This is a genomic window from Paenibacillus sp. IHBB 3054 (genome assembly GCF_051594305.1).
Lineage (GTDB): Bacteria > Bacillota > Bacilli > Paenibacillales > Paenibacillaceae > Paenibacillus_AQ.
This window is the reverse complement of the sequence record NZ_JBOFBG010000015.1, coordinates 21294-41736: the sequence shown is the minus strand read 5'-3', so window position 1 is coordinate 41736 and position 20443 is coordinate 21294. Positions and strand designations below refer to the sequence as shown.

Sequence of the window (20443 nt, the reverse complement as noted above, 5' to 3'; positions counted from 1 at the left end):
GCAAAGGGAGCGCCAAAGAAGGCGCTGCTCCCTTTGCTTTTTTTCGTGAAAGGTATCTAGAAAAGGCTTGATAGACTTATAGGAAACACCTAACGTTCTAGTAAGCTTTTTTTATTTTACATTGCCTTCTGAAGCTTCGATGTGTTAAAAAACAAAGTGAAGAAAAACAGCACCAGAATGGAGGGCGAAATGAACATAAGGAAATTTCCATGGAAGAAAAATGTGTTTCGAAGGCTGATATTATCATTTATTTGCATTCTGCTGCCGCTTTTTATCCTCAGCATGATTATTTATAACTGGGGCGTTCATACGTTAAAGTCGGAGATTTCGAGGTCCATGAGTTCGCAGGTATCGCAATATTTTGGCAATCTGGAACAGGAATTCCGCAGAATCCAGCTGCTGCAGTATGATTGTCTGACCGATAACAATCTGAATGCCCTCGGCTCCATTCCCGAATCGATGAACAACATTGAACGGATGGAAAGCATCCTGAGATTGCAGCAGCGGCTCAATGCGATACGGAACAGCAGCACTTACATCATTGATGTGTACGCTTACATCCCGTCGGTTCAGAAAAAGATCTCGGCTTTGACCGTATCTGCCTTTAATCAGGAGGAAATGGACGGGCTGAAGCTTGCCATGGATTCAACGGGATCGCAGCTCCGGGATATGAACGGCAGGCTCTTCATAAGTGCAGCCTATCCCACAACCTCACCGGGGGGCAGCAGAAAACCTCAGTTTATCCTGTCTGTTGAATTTTCCAAAAGCAAGCTGAATGAGAATCTTAAGAAGCTGGTGAACTCATCCGACGAGCTGCTCATGCTGATCAATCCGGAATATACGATCTCCACAAGCGGCGGAGTCAGACCCGATCCCATGATTGCGGATATCTTGTCCAAACATTCAGAACAGAATCTGGTCAGAACGATGAACTTCGCGAATGCCCGCTATTTGGCGGTATATGCCTATTCCCCGTTTTTTGACGCAGTGCTGAGCAAATATGTTCCGGTAAACGCGGTCTTTGCGCCGCTGGACAAGTTCAAGAACTGGTTCCTGCTGCTCGCGGCGTTATCCGTGATGATTATTGTAATGTACTCTCTCTACGCTTATAAGTACATCCACAAGCCGCTGCTTCATCTGGTCAAAGCCTTCCGCAGGGTGGAGCATGAGGATCTCTCTGTGCGGATCGATCATGATGTTGACGATGAGTTCCGGTACATTTATGCCCGCTTCAACAGCATGCTGGAGAATCTGGAGTCTCTGGTTGACCAGGTCTATAAACAGCAGATTCTGACACACCGGGCGGAGCTTAAACAGCTGCAGTCCCAGATTAATCCCCATTTTTTGTATAACAGCTTTTTTATTCTCAACACTATGGCCCGGCTTGGAGACAACGAGAATCTGGAGCAATTCACCAACCAGCTCGGCGTCTATTTTCAGTTCATCACGCGGAGCCATGCGGAGGAAGTGACCCTTGCCGATGAAGTGAAGCATGCGAAGGTCTACGCGGAAATCCAGTCCACCCGCTTCTCCAACCGCAATCAAATTGAATTCGGTGAGCTGCCGGCAACCATCAGCGAGCTTATGGTGCCAAGGCTAATCCTGCAGCCCCTTATTGAAAACGCGTTCAAACATGGCTTGGAGCAAAGATCAATGAACGGGATCCTGCGGGTCCGGTTTCAGCATCTGGCGGATGAGCTGCAAATGATAGTGGAAGACAACGGCAGCGAGTTGAGTGAGGAACAGCTTATTCACCTAAGACAGTCCTTGGCTGGCAATGATGTAGAAACTACCGGAATGCTTAATATTCATCTGCGCATCCGGCTGAAATTTGGTGAAGGCAGCGGATTGCTGCTGGAGCAGAGCGGGCTTGGCGGCCTGAAGATAACGGTCCGCATTATGCTTGCGGAGAGGGGGGCATAACATGTTCAGACTTTTGGTTGTGGACGATGAGAAGATTATTGCCGACGGATTATATGAGGTTCTGAGAAACCTGCCGAATCTGGAGCTTGATGTGTATAAAGCCTATTCGGGGGAAGAGGCGGTCCGTCTGTTTGACCGGACACGGTTTGATATTGTCCTTAGCGATATCCGGATGCCGGGCATCAGCGGCTTGCAGCTTCTGGACAAGATCAGGGAGAAATGGCCGACCTGCAAAGTTATTTTCCTGACCGGCCATAATGAGTTCTCTTATATTTATTCCGCCATTCAGTATGACGGTGTAAGCTATCTGCTGAAAACGGAGGGCTATGAAAAGGTCATTGAAGTGGTCGGGCAGTCCGTCAAGGAGATTGAGCTGGAACTGAAAAATGAGTCGCTTCTGAAGCAGGCTCAGGAACAGCTGTACACAACCCGTGAAATGATGCAGAACGATTATGTGAAAGGGATATTGAACGAGCAGCTGAATATCCGGGAAATCAATCAGCAGCAGCTGGACGAACTGGGGTTGCCGCTGCGAGCGGATGAGTCCGTGCTAATTCTGCTCGGCAGGGTCAACAGCTTCCAGAACAAATCCATGTATTCTTATAGAACCAGCCAGCTCTACCGGATCAAGCGGATTGCCGGACAATATATTTCCGCGCATGCCGTATATGTGGAGACGGTGAATGAGAAATCCGACCTCATCTGGTTAATACAACCCTTGCCGGGTCATGCTGCGGCAGACGGATGGGACCAGGTTCTGACCTATATCAAGGGGAATCTGGAATTGATTCAGCTGGCTTGCCGTGAGTCCGTGGGCGAGGTGCTATCGTTCGTGCTGGATGACAGTCCGGTGAGCTGGGAGCAAGCCGCAGACCGGTTTTCTATCCTGCAGATGCTGATGAACTACCGGATTGGACAGGGCAGCGGGATGCTGCTGCTCGACAAACAGCTGATCCGGCAGGAGATGCGGCAGGCGGAGAAATTGGGCGCCAAGAAGCCGTCATTCCGCCATTCCCGGCTGGAGCAGCTTCGCGATCAGCTGGAGCACGGGCAACGCGAGGAGTTTGAGAGGACCCTGCAGGAGTGCTCATTCACCTTCGCCGCTGTCGACAGCATGCATTACACCCCGGCGATGGAGGTGTATTATGCCATCGGCCTGGTTTTTCTGACGTACATGAACCGTTGGGATCTGGTGGGCACTGTGGCGGCAAAGGTGGGCATGCATAAGCTCATGCAGCCCGGTGAACACGAGTCCTGGCAGGAAGCCTTCGGATACCTGATTCAGGTTGGCGAGCTGCTGTTCAGTCTTCAGAGCCAGGAGGAAGAAAGAAGAGCAACAGCGGTGATCCAGATTATTCAAAAGCATATTCTGGACCACCTGCATGATCCCGATGAAATTTCACTGGTCCGGCTGGCGGAGCTCGTATTCTTTAATCCTTCTTATCTTTCCCGGCTGTTCAAGCAGGTTACCGAGATCAATCTTTCCGAATACATCAGCAGTGCGCGTATGAATAAAGCCAAGCAGCTGCTGGGCAATCCTGACATCAAAATTCAGGAGGTAGCCGAGCTTGTGGGCTATGGAACAGCTACCAACTTCACCCGCTCCTTCCGCAAGAGCATGAACATGACACCGCAGGAATACCGTTCGCTTGTGCTGAGTAGGTAAACAGCGGATTCAAAAGTAAACAGATGAATATTGAATGAAAGCGGTAACACATCTATCATTGAAAGTACCGGGGGCCCATCAACAGTACATTCATCAGGGAGGTTCAAATGAAGACAAATCAAAAAATTAAAAGCCTGACGCTTCTCAGTGCGGCGGGAATGCTTATGCTTGCCGCGTGCAGCAACGGAGGCGGCAACACGGGTGAAACCGATAAGAACAGTGCGAACGCTGAGAGCACCACCATTGATATCAACGCCAAATATGATTCGCCTGTTGACGTCACCGCCTGGAGATATACGGAATCGACTTACAAATACGAGAATGGCGATACCATAGAAGACAATATCTATACACGTACTTATGCCAGCGATCTGGGTATCAATCTCAAATACGACTGGACAGTGCCGATCGAACAGTTTGACCAGAAAATGAACGTCTCGATAGCCTCCGGGGATTTGCCGGATATCATGTGGCTGAAGAATAAGCAGCTTACTGATTTAGCAGAGAACGATATGCTGTATGATTTGACCGATCTGTTCGAGAAATACGCTTCACCCTTATCCAAGAAGATCATGCTTCAGGATGAAGCCAGCTTCAATACGGCCAAGATTGGCGGAAGACTGATGGCGCTGCCGCGGACTTCTTCTGCCGTAGACGGTCTGCCGATCCTGTATGTGCGTACTGATTGGCTGGATAAGCTTGGGCTTTCCGAGCCGAAGACAATGCAGGACGCGATGGCGGTCGCCGAAGCCTTCACCCAGAAGGATCCGGACGGCAACGGAAAAGCGGACACCTTCGGGCTTGCGCTCACCAAGACTTTTTTAACCGACTCGCATTTTGGAACTTCGGGATTTTTCTCAGGGTATCATGTCTACCCGGGCAAATGGGTGAAGGACTCGTCCGGCCAGCTGGTATACGGCAGTGTTCAGCCGGGAGTCAAAACGGCGTTGAAGCAGCTTCAGGATTTATACGCGGCGGGAATGCTTGATCAGGAATTCGGTGTCAAGGACCGTGCAAAGGTAACCGAATCGGTGGCCGCCGGTAAGGTAGGGTTATTCTATGGCTCCATGTCTGCGCCGCTGTCAGTCATTCAGAAAAATGTGGACAATGATCCGAACGCCGAATGGAAAGCGCTCCCTATACTCTCATCCGACAATGAGCCGGCAACGCCGATTGGTATCATGCCGATTACCACTTACTATGGGGTCAGCAAGGACAGCAAACATCCGGAAGCGATCTTCAAGCTGCTGAACTTCGGCATGCAGGGCTATGACGAGAATGCGGAATCCAATTCGGAATTCGGCATCAGCGCGAACAATGTTCCGGTGTATCTGTACAATTTGATTGCCGCCGACCCTGCCAAGAAGAATTTGAATGCACATAACAACGCAATAAAAGCAATTGAAGCAGGTGATCCCTCCAGTTTGTCAGCGGAAGAGAAAGGGTATTATGAGCGGATTATGTCCTACCGCAGCGGAGACAGATCCAATTGGGGAACAGAGCGCGTCTTCGGTTCGCCAAGCAGCTTTGATGTCATAGACAAATATGTAAACGATGAAAATTATATCTTCGACGCCTTCTACGGCTCTCCAACCGCTACCATGGTCGAAAAGAATGCCACACTCCAGAAGATGGAGGAGGAGGTCTTCACCAAGATCGTGATGGGACAGTCCATTGATACCTTCGACAAATTTGTGGAGGATTGGACCAAGCTCGGTGGAGAGCAGATTACGAAAGAGATCAATGAATGGGCGGAGAAAAATAAATAAAGCCGCTGGCAGTTCATGTCTTCCGGGGGAAAGGCCGCCTTTCCCCCGGAAGGCAGGGATGCGGTAGAAATGGAGGGTTTGAGGAGATGGGTACCCGAAACAAGCTGAAGTCGTTGCCGCTGCATCTGATGCTGCTGCCCGGAGTGATTCTGACTCTTGTGTTCAGTTATATTCCCATCATGGGAATTGTAATCGCTTTTCAGAAATTTGTGCCATCCAAGGGAATCTTCCATTCGAAATGGATCGGGCTTGATAATTTCCGCTATATGCTTGATATGCCGAATTTCACAAGTGTGCTGTGGAATACGATTTTTATAGCCGTTCTAAAAATCATTGCCGGTCTGGTGATTCCGATCATCTTCGCCCTGCTGCTCAATGAGGTTTCCGGAGCGCTGTTCAAACGCACGATTCAAACCACTATTTACTTCCCTTATTTTTTGTCGTGGGTCATTCTGGGTGGAATACTCATTGATATTCTGTCTCCCTCCAGCGGAATCGTCAACCAGTTTCTGGGAATGTTCGGGGTGAAGCCGATCTTCTTCCTGGGCAATGACCAATGGTTCCCCTTTACACTGGTTCTAACCGACACCTGGAAAGGATTCGGCTACGGCACTATCGTTTATCTAGCGGCCCTGACGGGGATTGACCAGAGTCTGTATGAAGCTGCCACCGTGGATGGCGCGAGCCGCTGGAAGCAAATGCTGAATGTCACCCTGCCGGGCATGCTTCCCATAATTACACTGATGACGGTACTGAGTCTCGGGAATGTGCTCAACGCAGGTTTTGAACAGGTCTTTAATCTCTACAGCCCCATGGTATACAGCACTGGTGATATTATTGATACCTTTGTGTACAGGCTTGGTTTGGTGGAGGCGCAGTACGGGGTTGCCACGTCCGTCGGACTGTTCAAATCGGTGATCTCTCTGGTCCTGATTGTCATCTCCAACAAGCTGGCCAACCGGTATGCCGGATATCGAATCTTTTAAGGGGGAGAGGAATTGCACAAGTTAACTGCCAGCAGAAGAGTATTTCTGATTGTGAATTATATATTACTGAGTGTGACCGCCATTGCCTGCATTCTGCCGCTGATCAACGTGCTGGCGATTTCCTTCAGCTCCAGCAGTGCAGCGGCGGCAGGTTATGTGAAGCTGTGGCCCGTAGATTTCACGATCGCTTCCTATAAGTTTGCCTTGACCAAACATGAATTTCTCGACGGATTTCTCGTATCGCTCAAGAGGGTGGGGCTGGGTTATGCCATCAGCATGACCGTAAGCATTCTGATTGCTTATCCGCTGTCCAAAGAGAAGCAGGTGCTGCGCTCGCGCAATATCTACGCCTGGTTCTTCATTGTTACCATGCTGTTCCACGGCGGGCTGATCCCGACTTATATGACGATAAAAACAGTGGGGCTGCTGGATACACTCTGGGCTTTGGTCCTGCCCTCTGCCGTCTCGGTCTTCAACGTTATTCTGCTGATGAACTTCTTCCGCGAGCTGCCGAAAGAGATTGAAGAAGCGGCCAATATGGACGGTGCAGGCCATTGGCGGACATTGTGGAGCATTTACCTTCCCTTATCCAAGCCCTCCGTGGCGACGATTACCTTGTTCATTGTCGTATTTCACTGGAATTCATGGTTTGACGGTCTAATCTATATGAACTCCACCGCGAATTACCCGCTGCAAAGTTATCTGCAGACGATCATTATCAATGTAGACCCGAGCACGGCCACCACAAATGATCTGCTGGATATGTCCGCGATTTCGGATAGAACCTTTAAGGCGGCGCAAGTGTTTCTGGCGGCATTTCCAATCCTCATCGTGTATCCATTTCTGCAGAAGTATTTTATGAAGGGGCTAGTGATGGGCAGTGTCAAAGGATAATCTGCTAGATGACAAGGAGAGGAATTTGTGAATATACACGACCTGGCTGAATGGCCCCGCTGGGGGGATTTGGGCAATGGCTATTATCGCAATCCTGTGCTGAATGCGGATGTTTCCGATCCCGATGTCATTCGCGTGGGCGACGATTTCTATATGGTATGCTCGGACTTTCATTTTATGGGCATGCAGGTGTTTCATTCAAAAGATCTGGTGAACTGGAGTTTGACCGGGAAAGTGTACGAACGGCTGGATATCGACCCGGCCTATGACGAAATGCGCGGGTACGCCAAAGGAAGCTGGGCGCCTGCAATCCGTTATTATGACGGACGTTTCTATGTTTACTTCTGCACACCGGACGAAGGTCTTTACATGAGTTCAGCTTCCCATCCTGCCGGACCCTGGGAGCCGCTTCATGAAGTAGCCCGGATATCCGGCTGGGAAGATCCCTGCCCCTTCTGGGATGAGAATGGGCAGGCCTACCTTGGACATAGTACCGTAGGGGCAGGGCCCATCGTCCTTCACCGCATGAGTAAGGACGGGAAACGTCTGCTCGATCCAGGGACCATTATTTACGTCGGTAAAGTTGCGGAAGGGACAAAGATTTATAAAAGGAACGGATATTATTATTTCATCATTCCCGAGGGCGGGGTAGAGACCGGATGGCAGACCGTCCTGCGTTCCGGCAGCCTGTATGGACCGTACGAACGAAAGGTGGTTCTGCAGCAGGGGGCTACTGCGGTTAACGGTCCGCATCAGGGAGCGATTGTGGAACTCAGAAACGGTGAAACCTGGTTTCTGCATTTCAATAGCAGCGGTGCTTTGGGGAGAGTCTGCCATCTCCAGCCAGTGCGCTGGGAGGACGATTGGCCGGTTATTGGCATGAACGGAGAACCCGTTGACATCTATGCCAAACCGGGTGTCGCCGGAAGCCATTTGCCCTCGCTGCCTGCGACATCGGATGATTTTCTCGGGCCGGAGCTGGGTTTGCAGTGGCAATGGAATCACAATCCTGTCCATGGAAACTGGTCGCTCACGAAGAACGGCTTGCGGTTGCAGGCACTCAAGGCACGGGATTTGCTGCATGCCAGGAACACGCTGACCCAAAAAATCATCGGCCAACGAGGGACAGCAAGCACCGAATTGTTCATCGGCGGCATGAAGACCGGCCAGCGCGCCGGGTTTGCTTTTCTTTGTGCCCGGGAGGAGAACTGGATCGGGGCAGTCTCGGAGCCGGAAGGAATCTATCTGCGTGCAGTCACGGGCGGAACCGTGTTTCACGGTCCAAAGCTGGCAGGAGAGACGGTGAGACTGGGAAGCCTGATTGATCTGGATGGAGAGACACGGTTTATCTTCAGCTTAGGTAAGGAATGGATTCCATTCGGTGGTCCTTGCTTTATGCTCCCGGGGTTCTGGAAGGGGGCGCGTCTGGGCTTGTTCAGCTATACGAGTGAAGTAACAGGCGGGAACGCAGATTTCAAGTGGTTTCAATATGACGTTCACAGAGGCGGTGCATAGCGATGAAGGAATTGCTTGACCGGCTAAGAAGCCTCGACATGGCATCCGAGATCGGTGAGCTTAAGAAACCTTCCGATGAACAGGTGCTGAAGGAATGGCTGAACTCCGGTGTGAAATTCGCCTCCGCTTCCGGAAGCCTGGAAAAGGTCTATTACAGCGCGGTTAAGAAATTGCTGGACTGCATTGTTTCTGTCGGCGAAGGCGCACCCGTGCTTCATGAAGGAGGAGCTTATCGGGGCACCTGGCTGGAGAGTACAGGGACGATCAACGCAGAGCTGTTGTCCCGATATATGCCGAATGTCGCGCAGGCTACGTTTCGCTTATTCGCCGAGAATCGGAGGGAGGACGGCCTGCTCCCTTACAAGATTACGGACAACGGTCCGGCCTACAGGCAAATCCAGATGGTGACGCCGCTCGCGAGAAGCGTATGGAATCATTACTCCCTGAACGGACAAGATGAAGAATTCCTGCGGGAGATGTACCAGGCAATGGCCGGATTTGACGAGTGGCTGGTACAGTACAGGAATACACGCGGCTCAGGCTGTGTGGAGGCGTTCTGTACTTTTGACACCGGGCACGATTTGTCCCCGCGGTTCTGGCATATACCGGATACCCCACACATGGATGATCCGCGCCGCTTCAGCCCTGAATCGCCAGTACTGCCGTTGCTTGCGCCAGACCTCACGGCCAATGTGTACTGCCAGCGTAAGTATATGGCCCTTATGGCCAGTATCCTGGGAGAAGACGGCTCTTTCTGGGAGCGCAAAGCGGCCCAAAGCCTCGATAGTCTGTTTCAATATTGCTATGACGAAAGCGATGAATTCTTTTATGATCTGGACCGCAATGACCACTTTGTGCGGGTTCAATCCGATGTATTGCTGCGTGTATTGGCTTGTGAAGTAGGTGAACGTGCCTTGTTCGACTCGGCACTGAAGCGGTATTTGCTGAATACCGCAAAGTTTTTTGCCAAATATCCTTTAACTTCCATCGCGATGGATGATCCGCGGTTTGACCCCTCATCGGCGTATAACAGCTGGGCGGGCACAACCAATTTCTTGACCCTGATCCGTACTCCGCATGCCTTTGAAGCCCATGGCCGGTATGTGGAGCTGACTTGGATCATCACCCCTATTCTGAATGCAGTGGCAAGGATGAAGAATTTCTCCCAGACTATAAGCCCGTGGACCGGAACCGAAGGCTATACTGATACCTACTCCCCGGCGATTCTCTGTGTGCTGGATTTCGTAGAGCGGACCTGCGGCATCCTGCCGACACCGGAAGGTGAGATATGGTTTACCGGACTTGTGCCTTATGCCATGGATCATGGGGAAGAGCTGGCGAGCGCGACTGCTTATGCCCGCATCGTTGACGGGGTGTTGTATGAGCTGGTGAATACCCGGGAAGGAGCCATGCTGTACAAGGAGGGCAATAAACATCTCTCATTCCCTTATGGAACAAGAGCCGTGATGGACCGCGGAGGAAATCTGAAGGCACTGGTGGGCATGATTGCTCAGCCTGCACAAGGCCTGGTTCAGTGGGGAGGCAACACGTACAGCGTTGCCGTCAAAGGAAATCAACAGCTGTTTTATACGGCGGAAGGCTTTGAAGCTGGGCCTGACATCGGTGTGATCGCCCCTGGTTATGACCCCGGAATCCGGGGACGTTCATAACGCAGGCTGTATCCGAAGAGAACAACAGAAGGGAACAGCAGTAGGGCGTATTGCCCGCTGCTGTTCCCTGTTCTGTCTGTAAGATCTATTGCTTTCGGCTGCAGACGGCGATATAGCTGAGCTCCTTGCCGGTGGTATTGAAGAACCGGAACATCTTCTTAAACTGCTCGCGGTTCTCCTTCTTGAGGCCGTTCCTGATAATGCGCATAGCGCCGAACACGCCTTCATCGCGGATCAGCCCCTGAATCTGCATCAGCGACATCGGACCTGTAGCGGTGCCTACCTGCGAGAAGCCTGCCGAGTAGAACAGCTGCTGCCAATTGGCGGCAGGCAGCGGCTCGACGTTCACATGGATGGTCCGCCGCAGCTCTGCAAGCTCATCGGCCATATTTTCCTTCGTATAGCTGATATCATGGGTCAGCAGAATGCCTCCGGGCTTCAGTACCCGGTAATATTCAGCCACCGCCTTCATCTTGGCCGCCCCATTCAGCATCGTGAGCATCGCTTCATTGATAACTACGTCAAAGCTCTCATCCGCAAAAGGGAGCTTCATCGCATTACCTTGCATAACCTCTATGTGGTCTTCCAGCTTGGCTGCCCTGATATTTGCTCTTGCCTTTTCCAATGCCCGGGAGTCCATATCAATGCCTGTAATCTTGCATTTGTAGCTCCGGGCGAGCTGGATTGAGGTAGTGCACATGTTGCAGGCAACCTCCAGTACCTTGCTCTCACTACCCAGCTCCGCCTGACCCAGCAGCCAGTTGGTGGCAATCACACCGCCGGGGCGCAGACGCTTTTTGCCCAGCTTGGCAAGGAAATTATGGCCTACTTCCTTCTTCATCCTCCAATCCTCACCTTCTGCTCCGGCTTGACTACAATCAGCAGCATCTGGAAGGCTTCGACAGCTTGCAGGGCATGGGGGATATTGGCCGGCATGAGGATGCTCTCATTGTGCTGTAGCAGGAACTGCTCACTGCCGATCGTGATTTGGGCTTGTCCGGACAGGATATGAACGAGCGCATCGCCGGGTGAAGAGTGCCCTCCAATCGAGGACCCTTTATCGAGAGACAACAGCGTCATTGCCAGATTAGGCCGCTGCACCAGCGTCAGGCTGCAGACCTGCTGCTCCTCAATGCCGATGATTTCTCTTAAATCCAGAACTTGTGACTGCGGCAGTTTCTTGATATATCCGCCTGATTCCATGATACATTCCTCCATTTGTTATAGACTAATCTGCAGGAATTTGCATTTGCTTCCTGTGGCATACGCATGCCAGGTATTTCTGGGGACTATGACAGCTCCTCCGGCTGTCAGGCTGTAGTCTTGAACATCCACCACCATCCGCAGCGTTCCCTCCAGGACATAGATAAGCTTGGTGCTGGGCGAAGTTTCGCTGCTGATGGTTTCCTCTTCGTCCAGGGCATACAACACCCATTCCTGCCCGGTCCGGGCCGTGTCAGGAATGTCGGGCAGTGACAGCTTCCTGCTTGCGATCAGGCCGGGCTTAACTTGGATCATTTCCTGTAAATAGAACACCTGGCCGGCTGAAATTCCGCTCATGCGCTCCCTCCTTGGTGTTGATTGATGGGCCCAATCTGCTATAATTATAATTGAGAATTATTCTCATTTATTGAATTATAACAGAGTAATGAAATTGACTCTGTTGCCATAGCAACAGGAGGCGAAGGGAATGCGCGAAGATTTGGCTACGATAGGCAGCACCATCTTGTTCAGGGGGTTTGAGGAACCTGAGATTCAGCAGGCATTGAGCTGTCTTGGAGGCACTGTCCGGGAGTTTATGCGCAAGGAGGTTATTTTCAGGCCTGGAGATATTCTGGATTCGGCGGGAATTATTCTGCAAGGACAGGTTGTGCTGTGCAAGGAGAGCATGGAGGGTGTGCGGTTTATTTTCTCGGAGCTGGGCAGCGGGGAGATCGTAGGCGAGACGGCGCTTCGTGCAGCCAGAGAAGAGAGCGGCTATGAGGCGGTGGCAGGCACGGAATGCAGAATCCTGTTCATCCAGATCCATAAAATCGTGCGGCCCGGCGGCCACACCTGCTCTCTGCGGGCACGCATCATTGAGAATATGCTGGCACTGCTGCTGGAGAACAACCGTACGATCTATCAGAAGCTGGATCTGGTCTCCCACAAATCGTTGCGTGCCCGGATTCTGCATTACTTAACCCTGCAAGCCCGGAAGAATAATGCCCCGCAGTTTGTCATTCCATTCTCCCGCAATGATCTGGCGGATTATTTGACCGTGGACCGGAGTGCTCTATCCAGAGAGCTGCAGCGGATGGCGGTGGAGGGGCTGATCCGGTTCTCGAAGAATCAGTTTGAGCTGCTCTATCCTTACGGGACAGAGGTGTTGTCCAGGCCCAGAAAGCTGTCTAACCGGTAGGGTTTAGACTGACGAACGTGAGAAATGGGACGGGAAAATAAAGTTGCACTGAAAAATAAAGTGTTAGAATGACGATGTTTCATTGAACGGGCAGGATAGCTTAATGATTTCGCGAATACTCTACCTATGGAGTTATTTACAAAGTTTGTAAATAATACGTTAGCCAGACAACCCTGCACTGGCTAAGTCCGTCGGACCCCTGGAGCGAGCAGTTCGAAGTTTAGGGCAACAATGAACAGGCCTACACCAGACGAGTGGAATTGACTTCCCTGTCACGGAGACAGCAGTCTCATCCAGCGTGATGAAATAGAGATCTTGAAAACGATGTAATGGAAGTTGCTGATGCTGGTCTACCACCACTTCTTATTCAGTAGGCTAGGCATGTCTATGGCTGTTGAATCATTTGGAGTAATCTTGACAATGCACTGGAGAAAATGGAATTCTGACGATGTACAAACCATACGTGCAAGTCCCGGTACCCTTCAGGAAGGCGATGGGAAGATATTAGACCCGCCTCTTCCGCCTTGGTAATTGACGATTGTGGCAGCATAGACACGCCGAATCCAGCGGCTACCCCATTTAGAATCACTTCTAACGTTCCAAACTCCATAATCTGATAAGAGCTCATCCCGCTTTCTCCTAGGAATTTCTCAGCTTTTGCGCGATGTGTACATCCAACGTCGAAGAACAACATCGGCTTCGTAAGCAATTCACGCATGTCACTCTTACCCGGTTCCGAGATCAGCACCAACTCCTCGTTGAAAGCCACAACATGTTCTATATCAGGCTGGTCAATGGGTCCATAGACAAAGGCTCCATCTAGTTCGTAATCAAGCACCTTTTGTAAGAGACCATGCGTTTCGCCAGTGATGAGCGATAGTTTGACATCGGGATATCGTAAGAGATACTTGGTCAGAAGAGGAGTCAGATGAATAACTGCTGTCGTTTCAATGGAACCTAAGCGGAGAAGGCCAGCAGGATGCTCCGAGTATTGTGTGGATTTCACAGCCTCGTCCATCAGAGTCAGTATTTTATCCGTATACTCCAGCAAGTTCTCACCTGCCGGCGTTAACGTCATCCCCCGATTGGATCGACGAAAAAGAGGGAGCTTCAACTCAGCCTCAAGGTACTTAATCCGGTTCGTCACATTGGACTGCACATAGTTCAAGACTTGCGCGGCCTTCGTTATGGTGCCCTCGCGAGCAACAGCTTGAAATATTTTCAAATCTCCACTTTCCATTTCCATGTCACCTGCCTGGTATGATTCTTTATGATAGTCGCCTTCAGTTTTGATCATTTTACTGGATTACATCCTTTATGTACAATTCAATATAGATTCATTAATAACGACTTAAGGGAGTAATCAAGATGAAAGCAATTGTACATGCTGGACAAAGTGGCCTGAAGGGCTTGAAATATAAAGATATTAGGGACCAAAAGCCGGGGGTTGGCGAAGTGAAAGTAAGGATAGAGGCTGCAGGGCTGAACCATAGGGACTTGTTCATCATGGCAGATCGAACAGAACAGGATGTCCCTTTGGTTATTGGTTCTGATGGCGCGGGCAGGATTGAAGCAGTAGGTGAAGGTGTATCCAGCCATCCAGTAGGTGCCGATGTCATCATTAATCCATGTATCGGATGGGAATCCGCCGACAATGTTCCGTACGTTCCAGCCATTGTAGGCGGTCCTTCAGATGGTACATTCGCCGAGTCTATCATCATTCCTGCGCAAAATGCCATCAGCAAGCCAGCTTACCTGTCTTGGGAAGAAGCGGGTGTGCTACCCCTGTCCGCCTTGACGGCCTATCGGGCTCTGTTCACGAGAGGCCGCTTACAGCAAGGTGAACACGTCCTTATTCCTGGCATTGGTGGTGGTGTTGCGACTTATGCCATGAAGATGGCTTCAGCGGTGGGTGCGCGTGTTAGTGTCACATCACGTAGTGAAACTAAAAGACAAGCTGCACTCATTAATGGGGCTGACTACGCATTTGACAGTCATAGCGATTGGAAGGAAAGTATGAATGGAGACACCGTCGATCTCATCCTCGACAGCATCGGACCTGCGACGTTCCCACATTACTTTGACATTATTAAACCCAATGGCCGTATTGTCACGTTTGGGGCAAGCTCGGGAGATCGAATGGAGATCCCGATGCGGTCCATATTTTTTCCCCAAATTAGTATCATTGGTACCTCTATGGGAAGTAGTGAAGAGTTTACTGCTATGCTTCAATTTATGGAACGCCACTTGCTTCGTCCTATCATTGATCGAGTATATCCTTTACAAGATACAGTTCAGGCATTTCACAGAATGCAGAAGGGGGAGCAGTTCGGTAATATTGGAATAAGAATAGATTGATTCCGGTAATCCGGGATTGCGTATCAAGGGCTAGAGGAGCTGTCGGCAATAGCTCTCACGTTATGCTGACCATACTTCTCAAGGGCCGTAGACGGAAGATCAATTCGTCCTTAACCAAAGCTGCCCCCGGGGATGTGAATACCTTTGGAGGACAATCGTTCGATCTGAGACACTATACGAGGGCAGCTTATGCCCAGTGATGGTTTGTGAATGCAGGAAAGTTACTCATATGGGCTTTTTCAAGTCATTACGTTAACGGAAAACGATAGCTTAAACAAGAAGGCAGCCGATCAACGTGATCAGCTGCTTTGCCGGTGGTTATGTACGTTGCGCCGTTCCAGATGGTAGAGCTCTTTCATAGCCTCCATTGGATGTATGAACAGACTCACTCCTCTTATCTCCAGCTCTACTCCTCTCTTTCGGAACTCACCCTTAATTGAAATACTCGATAGTTTTCTCAATAAATGCCTTGGCCGATTTAGTCAGGAAACGGTCGGAACGATGAATGATCTCAAAGTGACGATATGGTGGATCGTCTGTAATTCGGATGCAGCGGAGTGTTGGTTCATTCATCGCTTGGATCAGAGGATAAGGAAGCAATGTTCCTCCGACGTTGGCTTTAACCAAGCTAATAATGGAAGTTGCCGAACTTGTCTCCATGATCGTATTTAAGCTGAATCCATATTTACGGCAATAGTCATCAACCAATTCTCTGCCTGTAAATCCTTCGGGGAACATCACAGTTTGGATATCACGCAGTTCCTGGATTCCAATCGTGCTTCGTTCAGCCCAATCATGATTCTCGGAAACGACGAGTACATATTCTTCACTGCACAAAGAGATGCGTACAAGCCGATCATCAGGAGCAGACGTGATCTCGATGCCGATGTCTACTTCATTATCCAGCACTTGATTCACGACGTAGATCGAAGAGATAACCTTCAGTTGCACCTTGGGGAATCGTGTATGAAAATTCACGAGCAACGGGGTGATCCGATAGTCCAGATCGGAAGGGAGAACACCAATTACCAACCGACCTCGTTGATCATTGCGGAATTCAGCTAACGCATCCTGGGTATTTTGTAAATGCCGAATCATCTGTACACAGTGCTCCAGAAACAGATTTCCTGCCTGGGTCATCACAATCTTTTTGCCGACCCGGTCAAATAAGGGAACACCGAGTTCATCCTCCAACGCACGTATTTGTTGACTCAATGTAGGTTGAGATATGCCAAGTTTCTCAGCTGCTCGTGTAAAATGAAGCTCCTCACACACAGCAATGAAGTTTTCCATCTGACGAATCTCCATATGAATTACCTCTAATCATTGGTTTTAGTAATCATTTTAATAGAAACTATAGTATTGTTCAATCATTCTAATGATTCTATACTTATCGTGCACCACCCAATGATCTGTCATTAACAAATAGGATCATGGGTGAATGCAACGATACTACTACCATGAGGTGATCCATAATGAAACTTTTTTATATCGTCTTGGCGCTTATCCTGGCTTCACTGAATTTACGACCACCAATTACATCCATTTCTCCTCTAATGAGCACCATACAGAATGATCTGGGTATAAGCGGGATTACCGCCAGTCTGTTAACCACACTTCCGGTATTATGCATGGGCATATTTGCTCCGTTCTCCGTAAGATTAAGCAGAAGGTGGGGAAATGAGGGCGCAATTGTTCTGGCTTTAATCCTCATTGGGTTAGGTACGGGATTACGATGGTTTGTTGGTACAACTCCTTTGATGATGTTCACTTCTTTTCTGTCCGGTGTAGGGATTGCATTGGCAGGGCCGCTGTTGTCCAGCTTCATTAAGCAGTATTTCCCTGACCGAGTGGCAGCCATGGTGGGTATCTATTCTACAGCGATGGTGATGGGGGCCAGCATTAGTGTGGGACTTTCGGTTCCGCTTCAGCATACGCTGGTTGGATCGTGGAGGGGCTCGTTGGCTTTATGGGCATTACTCGCAGTCATTGCATTGCCGATCTGGTTAAGATTAGCCTGGTCTGCGCGCACAGATCGGCAATCCGGTAAAATTTCGAGTGTACCTAATGCACCACTTCCGGTGAACAATAAGCGTGCCTGGGTGCTGACATTATTCTTTGGGCTGATGGCAGCGATCTTCTATTCGTTAACCGCTTGGCTTGCGCCAGCAATCCAAAGCCAGGGGTATAGTCAAGAGACGGCCGGCAACATCCAAACCTTATTTACATTGATATCGCTGCCCTCTACGTTGTTCATTCCCATGCTTGTACACCGTTACCAAAGACGTGTATTCTGGCTTGTCGGGTGTGCGTTATTGGAGTTGATCGGTGTCCTGATGCTGAACATATCCGTTAGCCCCTGGCTCGCGGCGATTCCACTCGGTATTGGAGCGGGTGGACTGTTCCCGATTGCACTGATGTTGCCCATTGATGAAACAAGCAATGCTCAGGAAGCCAGTAGCTGGTCCGCAATGACCCAATCTGGTGGCTACATTCTCGGAGCGCTTGGGCCGCTAGCCATTGGCTGGCTCCACGATGCAACGGGCAGCTTCGTTCAAGCATTCTATGGTTTGGCTGTAATCATCGTGCTTCAGATTATCGTTCAATTGGCTATAGGAAATAAAAAAAGTTCTCCAGCGAGTTATGATAAGCCGCGGCCTGGTGTATAAAGAAAAAACCGATCAATATGCGATGGAATCTCCTATGAACAAAAGAGGTCAACTAGTCAAAACTGGCTGACCTCATCCTACGAACGGGCAGGATAGTGCGGTGGTAAAGCAGAAATAGTTAAGAACTATTTTATAATTTGAAGCTTAATGAATTGGATGAGATATATGGACGAAAAACGGATATACAAACCACTCGATGACCCCTCATATGGGAAAAGTTGTAAAAAATGTATGTTTATTATCGGAGAGTAGGGCAAGTCATGAAACTTAGAGGGACAATGACAGAACAAGCATTTAGAGAAGAATTAAGCGCCTCAAGAACTCAACTTTTCAATGATATATCCATGCAAAGATTTCTAAATATTATTAGTGAGACCTTTCCCGCAATGAAAACAGCATACATCTTATATTGGACACCAGAGCAGGGGGAAGACATTATTACTTTTCTTGTGGATATACACTCAGTTATTAAGATTGAATTGGATCGCTACGATTTAAAAATAGCACCTATAGTTGATGTGTATCCAATAGAGAATTTGATCAAGGGACGTAGTAAGATAAATCAGATTAAAATTGCTGTAGCTTTGGATTTAGCTAAGAACGATCTGGAATTTTGAATTGATATATTTCTGAATAAATAGGGGAACAGGCCGATACTAAGAATTCACAAAAAGGGGGGGAGTAGGATGTTCAAAATAGGGGCGTTCGCGAAACTAAGCGGCGTGACGGTGAAGACATTGCGCCACTATGATGAACTCGGCTTGTTAAAGCCCGCGCATGTGGACGAAGAATCGGGATATCGTTTTTATACTGCGGAGCAACTGCTAACGATCCGTCGTATCGCGGGTTTCAAAGAGCAGGGCTTAACCCTTGAGAAGATGCGGCCGATGCTCACCGGAACCGCCTCTCTGACGAAAGCGGAGCGCACGTTGCTTGAGAAACGAAAGGAGCTGGAGCGCCAGATACAAGAGGCTCAGCAGCAAATTACGGTGATCGATGAGCGACTCGTGCGGATTGAACGGAATGAGGCGGTTGCGAAGGAAGGGAAGTTCTTGCTTCGAAGCGTGGATCCGGTTCTCGTCGCTTACGTCCGCGAGACTTTGCCAAAAAACCAACTGTGTCTGTTGCTCGACGAACTGAAGCAGTATGTCCGCTCACAAGGGGAAGAGCCGGACCGTGAGATGACAATCGTCTGGCATCGGAGGAGCGATTGCGATGAAGAGCCTTCGGACATCGAGGTCGCTATTCCTGTCTCAAAACCGATTCCTAATAGCGGCAGGGTGAAGATTCACCAAATGCCTGGCATGAAGGAAGCTGCCTCTTTTACTCATCAATGTGACCCGTATAAGGATAATTGCAAGGCGAGCGAGACGCTACGGGCTTGGATTGCTGGCACGGGCTACCGGCCACTTGAGGCGATACCGGTTCGGGAGATTTATCTGACGTCGGATAAAGATATTTATGGTCAGCTACGTTTGGCAGAGGTGATCGTGCCGGTTGAACGAGTCTGAAAAAAGATTGGAGTCCATTCCTTGACTCTCCCCTTATGAGGAGGGTTTATCATGGTATCAACCCATTATAAGGAGTGGATATACATGAATTTGAAGCGTTTGGAAGGTCGAATCGCAGTCGTTACAGGAGCCAGCCGAGGGATAGGGAGAGCGATCGCGCTGCGTCTCGCCGCCGAAGGTGCGCTAGTCGCAGTACATTATCGCACACGGAGGGATGCGGCGGCAGAGACGGTTTCTGCGATCGAAGCAGCGGGAGGTACAGCTTTTGCCATCGGTGCAGAGTTGGATTCTCTGGAGGGAGTCGATCGACTTCTTCAGGTCTTGGATGAGGAACTTATCCGCAGAACGGGCATCAACCATTTTGATATCTTGGTTAACAATGCCGGCATCGGCACATCCCCATCATTTGAAGAGACGAGCGAAGAGGACTTTGATAGGCTGTTCGCGGTCAATGTCAAGGCGCCGTTCTTCCTCGTCCAGCAATCGATCGGACGTCTTCGAGACGGAGGGCGCATTATCAATATCTCATCTGGAGTGACACGAATTGCCTATCCGCATATCATGACCTACAACCTAACCAAAGGCGCACTAAATACATTCACCCTACACCTGGCTCAGCTTCTGGGTCCGCGTGGTATTACAGTGAACGCTGTCATGCCCGGCATAATCGATACCGACGTAAACGCATCGTGGCTACACACGCCCAATGGCCGTAAGTCTGCGGTAGAGATGTCGGCACTTGGACGCGTTGGCGAGCCTTCGGATATCGCAGACATTGTCGCCTTCACCGCGTCACCTGACGGCCGATGGATAACGGGACAAATGATCGATGCGACCGGCGGATCGCATTTGTAAACTATGTCAGAACAGAAGCTAAGGTGGACGAAAATACATTCTATTTATCGTTGTTGGAGTTCGTTGTTGATTTATGAGGTCGGCCTTCGCGCATAGTTCTCTAAGATGAGACGCACAATATTAGCATGCATTGAGCACATCGATGGTTATGCGGGACCTCGACGGTCCCGATGCCTGTATTCTCGCGGCATCCAGCGTCATTGCAAGCGGATATAGCTCCCGCGGC

General features: G+C 49.8%; 18 protein-coding genes. 13 read left to right on the top strand and 5 right to left on the bottom strand.

Features of this window, described 5'->3' with window-relative positions:
• Positions 1-189: 189 nt before the first annotated feature.
• The 7 genes from ACQ76X_RS17485 (at position 190) to ACQ76X_RS17455 (ending at position 10423) form a co-directional block, all read left to right on the top strand.
• Positions 190-1923 carry a sensor histidine kinase gene (locus tag ACQ76X_RS17485; protein WP_438495213.1) on the top strand — a complete coding sequence of 578 codons (1734 nt, stop codon included), beginning with the start codon at positions 190-192 and terminating at the stop codon, positions 1921-1923.
• Between the two features lies 1 nt (position 1924).
• Positions 1925-3589, top strand: coding sequence for a response regulator transcription factor (locus ACQ76X_RS17480; RefSeq protein ID WP_438495212.1), 1665 nt, complete (start codon positions 1925-1927; stop codon positions 3587-3589).
• Between the two features lie 107 nt (positions 3590-3696).
• A complete protein-coding gene (locus ACQ76X_RS17475) occupies positions 3697-5358 on the top strand; it encodes an extracellular solute-binding protein (protein ID WP_438495211.1) in 1662 nt (553 codons plus the stop codon).
• 86 nt (positions 5359-5444) lie between these two features.
• Positions 5445-6344, top strand: coding sequence for an ABC transporter permease (locus ACQ76X_RS17470; protein ID WP_438495210.1), 900 nt, complete (start codon positions 5445-5447; stop codon positions 6342-6344).
• A 12-nt stretch (positions 6345-6356) separates the two neighbouring features.
• Positions 6357-7238 (top strand): carbohydrate ABC transporter permease, encoded by an 882-nt coding sequence (locus ACQ76X_RS17465; RefSeq protein WP_438495209.1) that lies wholly within the window; start codon positions 6357-6359, stop codon positions 7236-7238.
• A 27-nt stretch (positions 7239-7265) separates the two neighbouring features.
• Positions 7266-8753 (top strand): glycoside hydrolase family 43 protein, encoded by a 1488-nt coding sequence (locus ACQ76X_RS17460; RefSeq protein ID WP_438495208.1) that lies wholly within the window; start codon positions 7266-7268, stop codon positions 8751-8753.
• A 2-nt stretch (positions 8754-8755) separates the two neighbouring features.
• On the top strand, positions 8756-10423 hold the full coding sequence (locus tag ACQ76X_RS17455; protein ID WP_438495207.1) for an MGH1-like glycoside hydrolase domain-containing protein: 1668 nt from the start codon (positions 8756-8758) through the stop codon (positions 10421-10423).
• A gap of 85 nt (positions 10424-10508) precedes the next feature.
• Here the strand turns inward: ACQ76X_RS17455 and ACQ76X_RS17450 are convergent, their stop codons facing one another.
• From ACQ76X_RS17450 to ACQ76X_RS17440, 3 genes are read right to left on the bottom strand one after another with little or no spacing between them, the layout of a single operon-like run.
• Complete coding sequence (locus ACQ76X_RS17450; RefSeq protein WP_438495206.1) at positions 10509-11264, bottom strand: class I SAM-dependent methyltransferase; 756 nt, start codon at positions 11262-11264, stop codon at positions 10509-10511.
• Positions 11261-11626 carry a cupin domain-containing protein gene (locus ACQ76X_RS17445; protein WP_340897104.1) on the bottom strand — a complete coding sequence of 122 codons (366 nt, stop codon included), beginning with the start codon at positions 11624-11626 and terminating at the stop codon, positions 11261-11263. Before ACQ76X_RS17445 ends, ACQ76X_RS17450 begins: the two co-directional genes overlap by 4 nt.
• A gap of 18 nt (positions 11627-11644) precedes the next feature.
• Positions 11645-11983, bottom strand: a complete 339-nt coding sequence (locus ACQ76X_RS17440) for a cupin domain-containing protein (protein WP_438495205.1) — start codon at positions 11981-11983, stop codon at positions 11645-11647.
• A 130-nt stretch (positions 11984-12113) separates the two neighbouring features.
• On the opposite strand from ACQ76X_RS17440, the gene ACQ76X_RS17435 reads away from it, so the two are divergent.
• Positions 12114-12824: a Crp/Fnr family transcriptional regulator gene (locus ACQ76X_RS17435; protein ID WP_438495204.1), complete on the top strand. Its 711-nt coding sequence runs from the start codon at positions 12114-12116 to the stop codon at positions 12822-12824.
• 385 nt (positions 12825-13209) lie between these two features.
• Here the strand turns inward: ACQ76X_RS17435 and ACQ76X_RS17430 are convergent, their stop codons facing one another.
• The gene (locus tag ACQ76X_RS17430) at positions 13210-14064 is read right to left on the bottom strand and encodes a LysR family transcriptional regulator (RefSeq protein WP_438495285.1); all 855 of its coding nucleotides are present in this window, start codon (positions 14062-14064) and stop codon (positions 13210-13212) included.
• Between the two features lie 128 nt (positions 14065-14192).
• Between ACQ76X_RS17430 and ACQ76X_RS17425 the strand changes: the two genes are divergently transcribed.
• A complete protein-coding gene (locus ACQ76X_RS17425; RefSeq protein WP_438495203.1) occupies positions 14193-15182 on the top strand; it encodes a zinc-binding dehydrogenase in 990 nt (329 codons plus the stop codon).
• 432 nt (positions 15183-15614) lie between these two features.
• On the opposite strand, the gene ACQ76X_RS17420 is transcribed toward ACQ76X_RS17425, so the two are convergent.
• Positions 15615-16490, bottom strand: a complete 876-nt coding sequence (locus ACQ76X_RS17420; RefSeq protein WP_438495202.1) for a LysR family transcriptional regulator — start codon at positions 16488-16490, stop codon at positions 15615-15617.
• Positions 16491-16657: 167 nt separating this feature from the next.
• Between ACQ76X_RS17420 and ACQ76X_RS17415 the strand changes: the two genes are divergently transcribed.
• From ACQ76X_RS17415 to ACQ76X_RS17400, 4 genes are all read left to right on the top strand, one after another.
• A complete protein-coding gene (locus tag ACQ76X_RS17415) occupies positions 16658-17851 on the top strand; it encodes an MFS transporter (protein ID WP_438495201.1) in 1194 nt (397 codons plus the stop codon).
• Positions 17852-18111: 260 nt separating this feature from the next.
• Positions 18112-18468 (top strand): hypothetical protein, encoded by a 357-nt coding sequence (locus ACQ76X_RS17410; RefSeq protein WP_438495200.1) that lies wholly within the window; start codon positions 18112-18114, stop codon positions 18466-18468.
• 69 nt (positions 18469-18537) lie between these two features.
• Entirely contained in the window at positions 18538-19362 is an 825-nt protein-coding gene (locus ACQ76X_RS17405) for a MerR family transcriptional regulator (protein WP_438495199.1), read from the top strand.
• 84 nt (positions 19363-19446) lie between these two features.
• Positions 19447-20217, top strand: coding sequence for an SDR family oxidoreductase (locus tag ACQ76X_RS17400; RefSeq protein WP_076113986.1), 771 nt, complete (start codon positions 19447-19449; stop codon positions 20215-20217).
• The last annotated feature ends 226 nt before the right edge of the window (positions 20218-20443 follow it).

Bases quoted from the DNA above. Each gene is read 5' to 3' on its own strand.
- ACQ76X_RS17435 (WP_438495204.1), top strand. From the start codon at position 12,114: ATGCGCGAAGATTTGGCTACGATAGGCAGCACCATCTTGTTCAGGGGG.
- ACQ76X_RS17400 (WP_076113986.1), top strand. From the start codon at position 19,447: ATGAATTTGAAGCGTTTGGAAGGTCGAATCGCAGTCGTTACAGGAGCC.
- ACQ76X_RS17430 (WP_438495285.1), bottom strand. From the start codon at position 14,064: ATGGAAAGTGGAGATTTGAAAATATTTCAAGCTGTTGCTCGCGAGGGC.
- ACQ76X_RS17450 (WP_438495206.1), bottom strand. From the start codon at position 11,264: ATGAAGAAGGAAGTAGGCCATAATTTCCTTGCCAAGCTGGGCAAAAAG.
- ACQ76X_RS17480 (WP_438495212.1), top strand. From the start codon at position 1,925: ATGTTCAGACTTTTGGTTGTGGACGATGAGAAGATTATTGCCGACGGA.
- ACQ76X_RS17415 (WP_438495201.1), top strand. From the start codon at position 16,658: ATGAAACTTTTTTATATCGTCTTGGCGCTTATCCTGGCTTCACTGAAT.
- ACQ76X_RS17485 (WP_438495213.1), top strand. From the start codon at position 190: ATGAACATAAGGAAATTTCCATGGAAGAAAAATGTGTTTCGAAGGCTG.
- ACQ76X_RS17470 (WP_438495210.1), top strand. From the start codon at position 5,445: ATGGGTACCCGAAACAAGCTGAAGTCGTTGCCGCTGCATCTGATGCTG.
- ACQ76X_RS17405 (WP_438495199.1), top strand. From the start codon at position 18,538: ATGTTCAAAATAGGGGCGTTCGCGAAACTAAGCGGCGTGACGGTGAAG.
- ACQ76X_RS17475 (WP_438495211.1), top strand. From the start codon at position 3,697: ATGAAGACAAATCAAAAAATTAAAAGCCTGACGCTTCTCAGTGCGGCG.
- ACQ76X_RS17425 (WP_438495203.1), top strand. From the start codon at position 14,193: ATGAAAGCAATTGTACATGCTGGACAAAGTGGCCTGAAGGGCTTGAAA.
- ACQ76X_RS17410 (WP_438495200.1), top strand. From the start codon at position 18,112: ATGAAACTTAGAGGGACAATGACAGAACAAGCATTTAGAGAAGAATTA.
- ACQ76X_RS17445 (WP_340897104.1), bottom strand. From the start codon at position 11,626: ATGGAATCAGGCGGATATATCAAGAAACTGCCGCAGTCACAAGTTCTG.
- ACQ76X_RS17455 (WP_438495207.1), top strand. From the start codon at position 8,756: ATGAAGGAATTGCTTGACCGGCTAAGAAGCCTCGACATGGCATCCGAG.
- ACQ76X_RS17440 (WP_438495205.1), bottom strand. From the start codon at position 11,983: ATGAGCGGAATTTCAGCCGGCCAGGTGTTCTATTTACAGGAAATGATC.
- ACQ76X_RS17420 (WP_438495202.1), bottom strand. From the start codon at position 16,490: ATGGAGATTCGTCAGATGGAAAACTTCATTGCTGTGTGTGAGGAGCTT.